Raw genomic sequence first — 14,530 nt, 5'->3', positions numbered from 1 at the left:
GTTTTATGAGCATCGAAAATCGCGCCATCCTCGTGCTGGGCGCCAGCCGAGGCCTCGGCCACGCCATCGCTCACGCGCTCAGCCGGGCCGGCTTTGCTGTCGGCGTCGGCTGCCGCAGCCTGGACGATGCCCAAGCCGTCGCCGCGAACATTGCCGGGGAGGGCGGCGTCGCGCTTCCGCTGGCGATTGACGTCACCAACTTCGCGCAGGTCGAACAGGCGGTGGGCGCGATGGTGGACTGGCGCGGCACGATTGCAGGCCTCGTGAACAATGCCGGGGTAATCGACCCGATTGCCCGGCTTGGCGAAACCGATCCCGCCGACTGGGCAAGGCTCGTTGCGGTCAACCTCACCGGCGCCTATCATGGCATCCGCGCCGTCGTGCCCCGCCTCGCAGCGGGCGGCGCCATCGTCAACATCAGCAGTGGGGCCGCGAGCCACCCGATGGAAGGCTGGAGCGCCTATTGCGCCTCCAAGGCCGCGCTGGCGATGCTGACCCAGTCCGTCTCCCATGAATATGGGCAACAGGGCATACTGTCCTATGGGCTGCGTCCAGGTGTGGTCGATACCGGTATGCAGGGCCAGATCCGCGCCTCGGGCCTCAATCCCGTCAGCCAGCTCAAGCGCGAAACGCTGCTGCATCCCGATGTTCCGGCGGCAGCGGTCGCGTGGCTTTTCAGCGAGCGCCCAGAAGACCTCTCGGGAAAAGAGATTGATGTCCGCGACCCGGAAATACAGCGGCGAATGGCGACGTCTTCAACTTAGCAATTTGCGTCGGGGCAGAAGGGAGATTTCTGCTTCCAACTTCGCAAGTTGAGACGCAGACTTCCCACGCCTCACCTCAATGTCGAGGAAGCTAGGCAGCAATAAAAATGGCAGCTTTAGGGAGATCGATTTAGCAATCTGAATGGCTGGAACGGGGCGCAACACAGACGTGCTGCGCTTAGCGGCTGCCAACGGAAAGTTCGTCACGAACGCTGCGATCACTGTCCAGAAAGTCGGCTTCGACCTCGGCGCCGACAGCATCGAAGTAGCGGCTTAGAAAGTTTCGGAATGAAGCCGCCAAAGCTATATCGGCAATGTTGACGTCGGTTAGTCCGACGGTTCGCAGACGGTCAATATCGACCTGTTTTATGCGCGAGGCGTCGATCGTTATCTGCTCGGCGTAAGCCAACATGGCCACCTGCTGTTCCGTCAGGCTAGCATTGCGATAGTCACGATACACCGCCAGCGTTTGTTCGCGCCCGATCATTTCCGATAGTGTCTTGAAATACACGTGGGAGCAGTAACTCGAGGGTACGGATCTGGCCGCGATCAAGGTGATGAGCCGGAAGTTGATCAGGCCGAGGGAGAACCCATCCCTGATCTGATGCAAGAGATGCTCGACTGGTGGAAGGATGTCGGGCCTGGCCGACCAGCACTGGGTTGCCTGCATCACGCGTCCCATCGATGCTATCTCACTGGCATAGATTGAGGCGATTTCCCCTTCGGCCGCGGCCGGCTCCACGGTTTTCACGAACATTGTTGCCTCCCTGTGATCGCCGCCATCGTGCATCGCTCATATTCTTGGCGATTGTGGGTTCTTGGAAGAGCCTAAGCGCTGATAGGGTATTGAGCCGGTATGGCATCCCATTTGGCACATAACCTCAACTCACAGCGACCTGGTAATTGTCACAATGTGCATGTCCGCATCCGGTGACGCAGTGCTAGGGCGTGAACGACCGAAATTGGGCGCATTGCAGGTCGGCCTCTTTCTACAGGTTGCGAAGGCACTACTTGCACTTCCTCATTCCAAGAGGTCGCGTTATCTTCTCTCATGAACGACACGCGTCGAGCATTTGGTCCATTCGTTTTTGATCCCGCCACATCCACCTTGAGCCGGGACGGAGAACTGCTGCCGATCGGCGGTCGCGGCATGAAAATTCTCCGGGCCCTAATCGATGCTGAAGGTGCGATCGTCACCAAAAGCGCCCTAATCGAAGCGGCATGGCCAAATACCTTCGTGGAAGAGGGTAACCTCGCGGTTCAAGTCACAGCCCTGCGCAAAATACTGCGATCCGAGCCAGATGGGCGTGATTGGATCGCCACCGTTGCCCGGGTTGGTTATCGAATGATCTTGGATCAGCCAAGGCCAGCAGCGGCCTTGGCTGAGCGCAGGCCGACCATTGCGGTGCTGCCTTTTGTTAACCTCGACGGCAGCTTGGAGCAGGAACATTTTGCAGATGGTGTCGTAGAAGACCTCATCACAGCCTTTAGCAGGTTCAAGACCTTCGCCGTGGTCGCCCGAAATTCGGTCTTCGTCTATAAACACCGTGACATCGATGCCCGGGAGGTCGCTCGTAACCTTGGGGTGCGGTATTTGCTGGAAGGGAGTGTCCGTCAGAGCGGTGATCGGATCCGCGTCTCCACAAGACTGATCGAGGGCGAAACCGGACAACAGCTTTGGGGCGAGCGATTTGACAGAGCAGTCAGCGATATTTTTGATGTTCAGGATATCATCACCCGCTCAGTTATAGGGCACATTGAGCCTCAGATCCGGAAAGCCGAGATTGAAAGGTCTCATAGCAAACGCCCCGAGCATTTCGACTCCTGGGAGCTGTATATCCGGGCTCTCCCCTTCGTTTATTCAGCTCATCTTTCTTCTTATGATCAGGCTCTCGAACTCCTTGATCGGGCCATAACTCTCAGCCCCAACTATGCTCCGGCGCTCGCTCTTGCCGCATGGGCACACGAGAAGCGTAAGACATACAGTTTTGACACGTCCCTGTACAAGGACGACGTCCAGCAAAGCCTACGACTTTCGGAAATGGCTGTTGCTGCCGATACTGATGACGCGATGGCGTTATCGCTGCTGGGTTGGCTGCAGATCCTGTTCCTCCGTGACTATTCGGGGCTGGCCTTGTGCTCACACGCGGTCGTCCTGAATCCCAACAGCAGGATAGTGCTGGAATTTGCGGGAGTGGCTCACATGTTCGCCGGCGATCTCGATGAGGCAATAAACTGCTACACGGCAGTTGTGCAGCTGAGCCCGGGGGCACCGGACAACTACATCGCCTATACCAACTTATCTGGGGCTCTCTGCCTCAATGGGCGCTGCGAGGAAGCTTTCACATGGGCCCAGAGGGCTGTTGACGCTAATTCCGGCTTTGTTTTTGCGCACACTTGGATGGCGGCGATCTGCGTCAAGTTGGACAAATTTGAGAAGGCAAGGGAGCATGGGCGTATTGCTCTTGCCCTTAGCCCCAACCTGAATGCTCGAATCAGCGTTGCTGCCATGCGTTTTCCCGAACGGCAGAAGCTCATCTTGGATGGATTGCGACAAGCTGGCCTGCCTAGCGCGCACTTGTCTTAGCCTTTATTAATCTCTTTTAGCGCCGCCTTAAGGACCGGGAGCCGCTGCCTGTGATGTCCTCTCCTTGTCGCGCATTGCGTGAGAAAATGGAGGAAGAAATGGAAAGCAAACGCTCATCGACTCAACGGTTCACGAAAGCGGACCTTCGTGCCCTGCGGCGGCTAGACCAGCGTGGCCTTGAAGATATCGGCGTGCCGCCCGACATTGTCGGTCAAGATCTCATCCCAGCGTCCAGATGGCTGCCGCTTGTACTTGGGGCGCTACTTCACGGATGAATTGAAATATCGGCTGCCTGTTTGACCCGGCACCCGGCTCCTCGTTTTGTTGGATATTTAGTCGATCACCCGCTCGTGCGACCAGCAACCGGAGTATTTCTGCTTCCTGTCAATTGGCCGCATAAAGCAGGAGGGCGCCCGGTCATCTGAGCATAGAGCCGTACATAGGGAGGTAGGCGATGAAGCCGGCCAGCTCGGTTCCATGGTGGATGCCCCAGACGGCGCAGGTGCCGAACACGTGGTCCATGTAGAACCGGGCATCCTCATCCGGCGTGTGGAGGCCGGCGAGTCACGGAAAACGGGTGTCGAAAGAGAGTCGGTGCACGTAGGCCGCCGCGCCCGCTTCCGCAGCCGACAGCAGGCTCGGCGATGGAGAAGAGGGCATGGCGGTCTCATTGCGTGTGTCAAGGTGGCAGGGCTATTGGATACGGATGGAGATCTTGCCGACCGTCTTGCCAGTTTCGCTGAGCCGATGGGCCTCGGCAATCTGGGAAAGAGGGAAAGAGGCGGATTGATGCGGACGCAGTTTTCCCGCCTTTAGCCATTGCGCCATGGCCGGAACGCCTTCGTGACTAGGCAGGCCGCCCAACAGGCCAGTGATGAGGCGATAGCGTCCGGTGGCATGGCGCCAAAGCAGCTTCGCTCCCATGACAAGTCCGCCCAGCAGGTTGACATCTTCGCCCGGCCGGCCATCGACGGACTGAGGCAGGGCGGCGGTGACGAAGCGGCCATCGGGCCTGAGCAGGCGCCGCGCCAGTTTTGAATAATAGGTGTCGATGCCGATGGTGTCGAAGATCAGATCGAATGAATTGGCCCATTGCGGATAGCGTTCAGCAATGTCGGCGACGCTCTCTGTGTCATGCGCAATGACCTCATGGGCGCCACAGGCTTTGGCAAATTCGGCATTGCGGCTGCTGCAGACGCCGACGACCAGGGCGGCGCCGAGGGCATGGCGCGCCATTTGAACGGCGAGATGGCCAACGCCGCCCGATGCGCCGACGATCAGGACCCGCGCCCCTGGGGCGCTGGCACTCATACGGCCGTGGGTGACAAGCCCAGCATAGGCGACGAGGCCGGCAAATGGCATAAGCGCGGCCTCTTCGAAGGAAATCTCGGCCGGCTTTCGCGCTACACCTGTTCGAGGATCGGCCGGCTGCACCACGACATATTCCGCATAGGCGCCGTGGAGCGGCAATGCCCCCATGACGGCATCGCCACGGGCAAAGCTTGTGCCTCGAGCATCGACAACAGTGCCGGCAAAATCGAGGCCGAGGATCGGCTTTGCGCCTAGCGCGCGGCGCCAGGCGAAGCGGGGCAGGCCAAAACCCTCGCGCATCTTCCACTCGATCGGGTTGATGCTGGTGGCATGGACGCGCACCAGCATTTCGCCGGAGTGTGCGGGAAGGGGTGTTGGCACCTCTGCCATATGCAGTTTGTCCGCGCCGCCGAAATCTTCGAGGACCATGGCGGCGCTGATGGGCGGAACCGTAAGTGTGTCTTCCATCTCAATCTCTTTTTTATCTGAGGGGAGTTGGGCCGGGCTCGGGTGCCCGGCCCCAAGCCTTAGCGGGGCGGCAGGAACTCGATGCCATAGCGGGCGGCGGCAGCGCCGAGCCGCGGCATATCGGGAGCCGAGGGGGCGGGCATGGGCTGATCGGCGCCAATTGGATCGCCGGCCTCGCGGAAGAAGTTTTCGTGCAATCCGGCGGGCGAATTGATGACCAGCATCCTGGCGGCGGCAGAGCCGGCATTGCGGAAGGCATGCGTCTCGCCCTTGGCGACGAACAGGAACTGGCCCGGTCCGGCGGTCACGTTCTTGCCATTGTGCATGAACTCGTAGGTTCCTTCGAGAACGTAGAAGGCCTCGTCGTCGTCCTTCTGCCGGTGCGGCGGCGTGCCGGCGCCCGGCGCAGTGGTGATTTCGGCTAGAGAGTAGGCTCCGTTGGTCCGAGCGCCATCGGCCTGGAAGCGGATGATGTTGCCGAGGAGGTGATAGGCTTGGGTGTCTGTCATTTTGAGTACCTTTCATGGAGACGGGCGGTATTGCTCCCGACCCGGAGGCGGGTCGGCAGGGTGCGCGGCCCGCAGGGAGCCGTGTTCGAAGGAAGCTTGCGACGGGTCGGAGCTTCAGGGTTGGGCTTCAGCCGCTCCAGGGCGTGGCGGCCGGCGGCTGCCAATCCTGCAGGGCCACCAAACGGCCGGCCATGACGCGCGGCGGGATCAGCCGCATCATGAGGTCGCGACCCCAGACGCCGAGTGTGCCTTTGACATGAGCGAAGGCCCCAAGCCGGCGCGCGTCTCGCGCAATGGCCTGTGTCCGGGAGCGCCGCAACTGGTCATATCGGGCCAGTGCGTGCCGCAGCGCGTCGGGTTGTGGTGCGGGCCTGGCCGCGAGCGGGGCGAGGAGCGCTGCGAGTGTCGCCGCATCCTCCATGGCCTGATTGCCGCCTTGTCCGAGATCTGGCGTCATGGCATGGGCGGCGTCGCCAAGCAGCACGACCTTATCGTTGACGAAGCTGCGCAGAGGTTGAGACAGATCGTAGATGTCCCGCCGGAAAACGTCCGCGGGGCGGGTCCTCTCGATGATGCTGCCGATCGGATCGTGCCAATGGACAAAACGGCGCCTGACCTCGGCAAATTCGTCCGCGAATGAGGTGCCTGCGGGCATACTCGCCACGGCGAACCAGTATATCCGGCCGTCGGCAAGGGGCGCTATGCCGAAGCGTTCCCCATGTCCCCAGGTCTCGCCGGCCTCCCCGCGCAGGTCTACCGGTTCGGCGGTAATGCCGCGCCAGGCGGAGTAGCCCGCATAGCGCAATGGGGTGACATCACCCCAGACGTCCTGCCTGATCCTGCTGTGAATGCCATCGGCCGCAACGACGAGGTCGAACTGTTCGGCAGTGTCGATTCCGTCGCTTGTCCAGCACACGGTGCCGCCAGTGTCGGCGCTGGCGAGAACGCCGGTTTGTACCGCAATCCCTGCCGTTGCCGCCTGGAGCATGTCGTGCAGGTGCTGGCGGTCGATCACCCGCAGCTGTGACAGCGCTGCCTGGGGTGTCCGGCTCAGCCAGCGCCCATCGGGGCGCCGCTGGCCGCCAACGAAAATTCCGGCCGAATTCGCCTCGGCGCGAAATTGCTCGCCGAGGCCCAGGGCTTCCAAGGCTCGGGCGCCGTTTCCGAAAATCGACAGTCCAGATCCGGCGGCACGCAGGTCTGCTGCGCGCTCGAACAGGGTGACGCCAGCGCCCACACGTCTCAATCCGATGGCGGCGCTGAGCCCGCCGATACCTGCGCCGATGACTGCGATCCGCATATCCAATCCTCTACATCTGTAGATACTCTACACTTGTTGAGGATTTTGGCAAGTGGGGTTATGAAGGTGGCGAGAAGGAGCTCTCAATGACCGACAACCGCCGTGACGCCATTGCTGATGCAGCCATTGAAATTATTGCGACAGAAGGCCTGCGGGCGCTGACACACCGTGCGATCGATGGGCGGCTCGGCTATCCGGCCGGCTCGACCTCCTATTATCTGCGCACACGGCAAGCCCTGATCGAGGCGGTCGTCAGCCGGCTGAGCACGAGGACCTTCGATGAACTCGGGCAAGAAGCGTCGGCACCGGCGCCCCGTGATGCGGACGTGGCGGCAAAGGCGATTGCCGCGCTCGTCGTCTCCATGACGGAAAGCCGGCCCCTCGATCATCTGGCGCGCTATGCCCTGCGGATCGATCTCGTCAAAGAGCCCGATCTGCACAAGCTCATCACCGACGAGTCGCCGATCCGACAACGTTTGCTTGCCGCCGGCACCGCGACCTTAAGGGGCGTCGGTGTGCCGGAGCCGCAGCTCCATGCCCAGGATCTGGTTGCTTTAGTCGATGACCTGATCTTTGACAGACTGACAAACAGCAGGGCCGCCGCAGACCCGGGCCGCGTCATCAGTGCGTATTTTCGAGGCCTGGTCACTAAAAAGGCTTAGATAAGGTTTAGGAGTTCGGTAGCTGTTTTTCGAACACCCGAGCGGTTTTGGTCAGTCCATATTGGACCTCTCAAGCCGGCCTGGTTGATACAAAGCGCGAGTGACGGCTTTCGGGAATTTGCGTAACGAGCTTGAACGGCCGGGATGGGGCGCACTACAGCCAAAAGGCTGCCGGTGTCCGCTCCGTCGCGAACGCCGGGAAGTGGCTTCACGCAGGTCTTCGTGCATTCCGATGGTGATGTGGCCCGTAGGGTGCTCCGGCCGCGTTGGACGGAAAGGCGAAGGCGGCCGGACATAGAGGTTTCGGCTGCGGCGATGTTGATTTTCGCTGTCACCTTGGGCCTGAGTGCCCATTGCCGACCGAAAACAGTGCGCCTCGTGAAAGGTCGGCAAATACGGCGTCGAGCCGGCGATCAGATATTTGACATAAAGATTGCCGCCAAAAGGGCCAGGCACGCGAGACGTCCAGCGCCCTTCATCCGTAGGCACGACGGCGATTATGCCTAATAAGCCGCGCATCGGAATGTGCCGATGACGAGAATAGCTCCTCAGTAGGGCACAGAGATCGGCACCTTCGTTCGATTCCGTACTCTTCGTTGTGCATTAGGGTAGTTAGTGTTGGTCCCCGCACGCCTTGGCCACAGTTGTGCCGCGCCGATAAGCGCGGTCGGCATGTCTCGGCCATTCCCTATAAACGTTTCTTTGCCGGCGCAGGCGTATCAGGCACGAACCTGACCATCCTGGCCCTTACCATCCGCGCGTGTCGGCACCTGGGGCTATTCGGTCCAACTATTATTCGTGGAAAGAAGTGAGTTTGCAGCCGGGACCGCCAGGCCTGCGGCGAATGCTATGAGCCTGCATGCCCGCACGGTTCAGCCGTTCAACCTTCATCCCGCTTTGCGTCGGCAAGCGCAATTTCGACCAGTCTCCGAATAGACTCGGACCGGTTGGGAATATCGTCCTGCTGGCGCCGCCAGTCATCCACGGATTTTAGCTGACTTTCCGTGAAACCTATCAGGATTTTGTTCGGGAACTGCTGCGGCCTACCCAAACGACAACTCCAAAAAATATATCGTATATACGATATTGACTTATCGCAGTGGCTTCGCGTATACCTGAAAAAACGGGCCGTGCAAGAGTTCGCACCTCCTGCCGGCCCTGACCAAAGCGTTCCAGGAGAACCCTATGGCTAGTTCATCTGTTAGCACAGATCGTGCTTTCGCGCCCGTTTCAAGCAAGGAATTTCTGCCGCCCGTTGATCTGGGCGACGTCCTAATCACCGATCTGCTCGAGATTTGTAATAGTGAACGAGCTGACAAGGTTATGGCCGGTGAGCGGATAAGGTTTGCCCTAGTGCCTCTGGTAAAGTTTTGGGCAGGCCGGACGGCGGCTGCTGTTACACGCCAAAGCTGTGAGGCTTATGGCAAGTGGCGCAGCCGCGCCGATGGTACGGTTAGGCGTGAGCTTGGAGTACTTCGCGCTTCCATCAATCATGCACATGCCGAAGGACGCTTATCCCGCAAACTTGTCATTCACTTGCCCGCTCGGCCGGAGCCCAAGGAGCGATGGCTCAGCAAGAACGAAGCAGCTCGTCTGCTGATTGCTGCCAGGCAGGCGCCCAGAGCGCGTAGTTATCTGCCGCTTTTCATCTTGATAGGGCTGCATACCGGAGCACGAAAATCCTCGATAACAGCGCTGCGTTGGGACCAGATTGATCTAGTCGCGGGCCTGATAGACTGGCAGCCGCAAGGTAGGAAGCGCACCAAGAAGCGTCGCCCGCGCATCCGAATTCCGCGTAAGCTGCTCGGACATCTTCGTCGCGCCCGCTTGCGCGCTCCAAGTGCGACCTATGTAATCCATGAGAACGGCAGTCCGATATTTGATCCAAAGAAAAGCTTTGCGGCGGCGTGTGATTTGGCGGGTCTGAGCGACGTGTCACCGCATGTTCTGCGCCATACTCGTGCAACCTGGGGCATGCAAGCGGGTGCCAAGACGTGGGAACTCTCGGGTTTCCTCGGCATGACTGAACAAACGCTTGTCGAAATCTACGGGCATCATCATCCAGATTTTCAGCGTGAAGCGGCTGAATTGTACTAGGCACTTGCTGCAGGTTTGTTGCTATTGGCGCGGGAGATTGAGACCAAAATCCATCAGAATCAGATCGCCTCGGGCATTTGTGGTCGTCATTGACGCGGTTTGCCCATCTTTTACGGTTTATGTATTTGCAGCTCGGTAGCCCTGGAGGATGTCGAGTTCAGCCCGTTATCGGTCATTCGCCGGAAGGGCGCGCCTCTCCGCAGGCCGCTGGCGCGGAAACTTCGCTCAGAACTGCTGCGTTAATGACATCCGCAGGAAGAGCCGCGTTATCGAACATTCGCCGGAAACTCGAGCCTCTCACCAGGCCGAAACCGCGCGAAATCCAGCCCGTCTCCGGCAACTCGAAGCCCATCCTCGAGGCGCGTTAACCATGAGAACAAAGCGCAAACATAGCCGTTGACAGCCCATAGGCTTTCCGTTCTCATGATCAGCGTGGCTCAATTAAGAGCCACACCCTAGGCCGCGTCTCCTCACGAGATGCTGGTTCGACCACTCGAACCAGAGGCGGCTGACAAGGTGCGCTAACACCTTGCCAGCCTAACCAAGGGCACTCACTGCTTCCACAGGAGACACCCAATGGCTTGCGCTATTCTGGGCGCGGATCGTCCCGCCCACAACCTTGCTTCGAACGATTTCCCCACCGTCACACCGGTTCCGGTCATTGATGGCCTCGTGGCCGACCCGCATCTCGATCTCGACAGCCAGATCGCCATCCTCGCCGCCATCGACGAGACCGGCTCCGCCCACCTCGGCGATCTCATGGCCCTGCTCGGAGATCATCCCAGCCCTGGCCAGGCTATCCAGGCGCTGATCCGCGAAGGCGCTCTGATCGTCACCACCACTGGTCTTCTGGACGCCCATAGCCAGGTGGCGCGCCGTGTCACTCCGCCTCCGCGGAAAGCCGCGGCGCCTTCACCGCAGACACAAAACAAGGGTGTGCAGCACCTCAAAGTAGTCGCGCCCGAGCCCGATATCTTCTTTGCCACGGGCATCGACCGCGGCTATTTCGCCCGGGAGCCGCGCTTGCGGCAGCGCGGCATTTACCTCGCGCTCTATGGCAATGCCGTCTATGTGGGCCGGTCCGGCGATACGGCCTGTCGCCTTGCCTGGGGCGCGCATTTGCGCCGTAACGGCCTGCCTGATCGCATCATCGCTGCGGTGGACAAGCACCAAGCGCTCGATGAGGCTCAGACCCGCACCGCCGAGCGGCTCGCGGCCCGCATGGTCATCAAGCACCCCGACCTGACGCTGCTCAACGCCCTCCCGGCCGGGGAACGGCTCGCACCGGATCGCTACGAGGCCACGGACCGCTTCGTCACGGCTTTCTTCCAGCGCATCGAGCGGGCAGGGCTGCTCACTATTGGTTCCGTTCAGGGGTTCCGAACCACAAGCAATACCACATTGATCGAAACCGACGAGATCGAACCTGCGCCCGAGGGGCACGGGGCGGGCCAACTCTTCACCATGGAAAGCTGTGGCGTTACCGCCAACGCCCGGATCGAGGATGGCAAGTTCTGGGTTCTGGCCGATAGTCAGGTGCGGCGCGATCCGGTGCCTTCTGCTGGCAGAGCCGCGCTCACGGATCGCCAAGATCTTCTTCACGACGGCGGTCTCATCCCAGAAGACGATCATCTGGTTTTGACCGTTGATCTGGCGTTCGACACGTTAGCCGGGGCTGGAAATTTCGTGGCTGGCTCCCGCGTCAAACCGACGATCTGGCGTCCCTTGGCGCATCCAGCTGGCATAGGTCCAAGGCCCTAAGCCTTCGATCCGACGGGTGGCACAGGCCACCCGCATCCCTCCTTTTCCAATCATGTTGCGGCGCGCCAGGCGCGACCGCCAAGGAACCGTCATGCCCAAATTTGAAGCTATTTCGCTCGCCGTCGAAGACAACGATTTCGACACCGCCGACCCTGTCGAAACCGAGGTGGACGATAAGCCGTTGCGGCCCGAACGTCTGCTCGTCGAGGCGCTGCTGAAAGGCAGGACCGCCGCGGTCCGTGCGGCCTTGCGCTCGACCACGCCTCAGGTCATCCACCTGGTTTCCCCCAGCGCCGGCTGGGCCCATGCCATCAGCCGAGCGATCAAGCGCAGCAACGCCCAGGTGCGGACCTTGACCGTGACCGACGTGCGTAAGGACCGGAACGAGTGGATCGTCAGCCAGGTGCAGACCGACTTGAGCGAAGGCCTGCACATCATCCTGTCCACCCCGGCAGCGCCCGGCCTTCTCCCCTCCAAGGTTCATGGTGCAATCGATCTGCGGCTCGAGCTGCCGCCGATCGATGTCGCCGGTGTCAACCGCGCCATTCGCGGCTTTTGCGGCCAGCGGGCGAGTGGTCTCGTGTCGGCGGATATCGAGCGGCTTGATTTCCTCGATTTGATTTTCGCCATGCGTCCCAACAGCACGGCGCGCGACTGTGTCAGACGCATCAGGGCCCTTGCCGAAAACCAGCGGTCTCAAAACATCGAGGGGATGAAGGCTAGGGGGCCGCGCCTCGAGGACTTGCCGCTGCCCGCCGCAGTTCGTGGCTGGGCTTTGGGCTGTCTTGATGAACTCAGCCAGGTCAGCGCAGGCAGGCTTGACCCGCAGCAGCTACGTTTTGCGGTACTCGAAGGGCCGCCGGGAACAGGCAAGACAATGATCGGGGAAAGCCTCGCGCGCTCTGCGGGGTGGCGTTTAGTTCCGGCAACAATGGGCGGATGGTTCAACGACAGCGACGGGAATCTCGGCGGTGTAAGCAAGGCCATCGTCGCCTTTTTTGACCGCGTGTTGGAACACGATTATTCCGTGGGCTTCATTGATGAACTGGACGCTTTGCCGGACCGCGCATCACTCGATGCCAGAGATCGGCAATGGTGGGTGCCGATCGTTACGCTTTTCCTCAAACAGATCGACCGGGTGCGTAGCTCGGGAAAGTCGGTCATGATCATCGGCGCAACAAATTATGTCGAACGACTCGATGGCGCTTTATTGCGGCCTTTGCGCATGGAGCAGCGCGTTCATGTACCGGTTCCCGAGAGCGAGGACGAGCTCCGAGCGATCTTTGCCTATTACTTGGCCCCAGACATCCCGGCCAGCGAACTGGGTGTTGTTGCTAGCCTTGCCCACGGCGCGTCACCGGCCCAGATCGAGAGCTGGTGCAAAGAAGCGCGATCCTCTGCCCACCATTTTCAAAGTGATCTAACGGTCGAGGATGTCATCGACGCCGTAGCCCCGCCGGACGACCGACAACCCGATGAAATCCGGGCAGTCGCTATCCACGAAGCCGGCCATGCCTTTGTCGCCACGACGCTAGGCATCGAGGTCAAGCATGTCTCGATCATTGCCCGAGGGGACAGCGGCGGCGTAACCCGCACGGTCCCACACGGGCAAATGCTCAATCGCGAGCATTTAGAGAATATCGTCACGGTCCTCATGGCCGGTCGAGCTGCCGACCTTCTGCTTGGGGCACATGGCGCTCATTCGGGCGCCGCGCTCGATATCCGGCAGGCTAGCAGTCTTTTGATGCGTGGCCTGTGCGACTGGGGTCTCTATGACACGCTTGGACAGCTCGACCCCTCTAGCGAAGCGGCCTTCGACTTCGCGGACGAAGCCGTCAAGCGGCTGCTGCATCGCGCGCTGAAACTGGTCACGCAAAATCGCCAGCAGGTTTTGGTGCTCGCGAGCGAGTTGCAGGCCCAGCGCTTCCTCAAGGGCGAGGCGGTCAGGCAAATCTTAAACCAGAAAATGACCGGCGGGGCTGCTGCGAAACCCAATGGCAGCCTTTCGACCCGCAAACCGTCCAGGGCTTCGAGCAGTATGCAGGGGGCTGCCAAATGACAGCCCATTGGTTCAAACATATCGATCGGCTCGATGGAGCTTACTCCGATCACACGCTCCGATCCTACAAGAGCGATTTTGCAATGTTTGCGGCCTGGTGTCGCTCACATAGGGTGCCTTTCCTTCCGGCTAGCAGCGACACGGTTGCGGCCCATATCGAAGCTGAACGAACGCGCCTCAAGCCGGGCACGCTGAAGCGGCGTCTCGCCGCCATTCGTAAGTTGCACTTTCTGGCAAACGAGGCCGATCCCACCAGCGACGCCGAAGTCGATCTCGCCATGCGTCGGGCCTGCCGGAGCAAGCCGTCACGTCCCCAGCAGGCGCTTGGCATCACGGCAGAAAAGCGAGATCGCCTGCTGGCCCAATGCAGTGACGATCTTATCGGCCTGCGTGACATGGTGTTGGTCGCAGTGGGGTTCGACACTCTATGTCGCCGCGGCGAAATTGTTGCGCTGGCAGTCACCGACTTCACTAAACGAGATGATGGCCGTTACAGCGTACTCATCCGCAGAGCAAAAAATGATCCCGAGGGTGCCGGCCGGACCGCGCAACTTTCGACGCGCAGCAGCGAATTGGTCGACCAATGGCTGGCTGCCACAGGTGCGGCCAGTGGGCCATTGCTGCGCCCGGTATACGGCAGCCGGGCGTTAGCTCTCTACCTCGAACCTGTTACCGTCGGTCGCGTACTCAAGAAACTTTCGAAGCAGGCTTACATTCAAACCGAAGGACAATGTAGGGTGTCCGGCCATTCGCTCCGCGTGGGAGCGGCCCAAGAACTGGTGATGAACGGCCGCGGTATCTTGCAGGTCATGAGGGCAGGCGGGTGGCGCTCGATGAGTGTTGTGGCCCGATATGTAGAACATGTCGACCTTGATGTCTGGAGCTAGACCTCACTAATGGTATTTCGTCGGTTACAAGAATTTTTGCTCCGAGATCAAGTTTCGCTGAATTGATGCCAAATTAATCCACCTTAGTGATGATTTGCGGTCAAGGTTTGTTGATCTGGTATTCT

Annotated in this window: 11 protein-coding genes; 7 read left to right on the top strand and 4 right to left on the bottom strand. The window is 60.2% G+C overall.

All coding sequences use genetic code 11. From position 1 onward, the window contains the following. The first annotated feature begins 5 nt into the window (after nucleotides 1-5). Nucleotides 6-764 carry an SDR family oxidoreductase gene (locus JI748_RS11590; RefSeq protein WP_201630756.1) on the top strand — a complete coding sequence of 253 codons (759 nt, stop codon included), beginning with the start codon at nucleotides 6-8 and terminating at the stop codon, nucleotides 762-764. A gap of 178 nt (nucleotides 765-942) precedes the next feature. On the opposite strand, the gene JI748_RS11585 is transcribed toward JI748_RS11590, so the two are convergent. Continuing rightward, nucleotides 943-1,521 (bottom strand): carboxymuconolactone decarboxylase family protein, encoded by a 579-nt coding sequence (locus tag JI748_RS11585; protein ID WP_201630754.1) that lies wholly within the window; start codon nucleotides 1,519-1,521, stop codon nucleotides 943-945. 294 nt (nucleotides 1,522-1,815) lie between these two features. Here JI748_RS11585 and JI748_RS11580 point away from each other — a divergent pair, with 294 nt between their 5' ends. Next, nucleotides 1,816-3,351 (top strand): winged helix-turn-helix domain-containing protein, encoded by a 1,536-nt coding sequence (locus tag JI748_RS11580; protein ID WP_201630752.1) that lies wholly within the window; start codon nucleotides 1,816-1,818, stop codon nucleotides 3,349-3,351. A gap of 693 nt (nucleotides 3,352-4,044) precedes the next feature. Here JI748_RS11580 and JI748_RS11575 read toward each other — a convergent pair. From JI748_RS11575 to JI748_RS11565, 3 genes are all read right to left on the bottom strand, one after another. Continuing rightward, nucleotides 4,045-5,130 carry an NAD(P)-dependent alcohol dehydrogenase gene (locus JI748_RS11575; protein WP_201630750.1) on the bottom strand — a complete coding sequence of 362 codons (1,086 nt, stop codon included), beginning with the start codon at nucleotides 5,128-5,130 and terminating at the stop codon, nucleotides 4,045-4,047. 59 nt (nucleotides 5,131-5,189) lie between these two features. After that, entirely contained in the window at nucleotides 5,190-5,639 is a 450-nt protein-coding gene (locus tag JI748_RS11570; RefSeq protein WP_201630748.1) for a cupin domain-containing protein, read from the bottom strand. 127 nt (nucleotides 5,640-5,766) lie between these two features. Continuing rightward, nucleotides 5,767-6,939, bottom strand: a complete 1,173-nt coding sequence (locus tag JI748_RS11565) for an FAD-dependent monooxygenase (protein ID WP_201630746.1) — start codon at nucleotides 6,937-6,939, stop codon at nucleotides 5,767-5,769. Nucleotides 6,940-7,025: 86 nt separating this feature from the next. Between JI748_RS11565 and JI748_RS11560 the strand changes: the two genes are divergently transcribed. The 5 genes from JI748_RS11560 to JI748_RS11540 all read left to right on the top strand — a co-directional run bounded on the left by JI748_RS11560 (nucleotide 7,026) and on the right by JI748_RS11540 (nucleotide 14,405). Continuing rightward, nucleotides 7,026-7,601, top strand: coding sequence for a TetR/AcrR family transcriptional regulator (locus JI748_RS11560; protein WP_201630744.1), 576 nt, complete (start codon nucleotides 7,026-7,028; stop codon nucleotides 7,599-7,601). 1,185 nt (nucleotides 7,602-8,786) lie between these two features. After that, nucleotides 8,787-9,698 (top strand): site-specific integrase, encoded by a 912-nt coding sequence (locus JI748_RS11555; protein ID WP_201630742.1) that lies wholly within the window; start codon nucleotides 8,787-8,789, stop codon nucleotides 9,696-9,698. 576 nt (nucleotides 9,699-10,274) lie between these two features. Beyond that, nucleotides 10,275-11,459, top strand: a complete 1,185-nt coding sequence (locus tag JI748_RS11550; protein ID WP_201630740.1) for a DUF4357 domain-containing protein — start codon at nucleotides 10,275-10,277, stop codon at nucleotides 11,457-11,459. Between the two features lie 91 nt (nucleotides 11,460-11,550). Further along, entirely contained in the window at nucleotides 11,551-13,518 is a 1,968-nt protein-coding gene (locus JI748_RS11545) for an AAA family ATPase (RefSeq protein ID WP_201630738.1), read from the top strand. Further along, nucleotides 13,515-14,405, top strand: coding sequence for a tyrosine-type recombinase/integrase (locus tag JI748_RS11540; RefSeq protein WP_201630736.1), 891 nt, complete (start codon nucleotides 13,515-13,517; stop codon nucleotides 14,403-14,405). Before JI748_RS11545 ends, JI748_RS11540 begins: the two co-directional genes overlap by 4 nt. Nucleotides 14,406-14,530 lie beyond the last annotated feature (125 nt).

The organism is Devosia rhizoryzae (genome assembly GCF_016698665.1).
GTDB lineage: Bacteria > Pseudomonadota > Alphaproteobacteria > Rhizobiales > Devosiaceae > Devosia > Devosia rhizoryzae.
The sequence above is the reverse complement of the archived record's forward strand: the minus strand, read 5'-3'. Positions and strand labels throughout refer to the sequence as shown.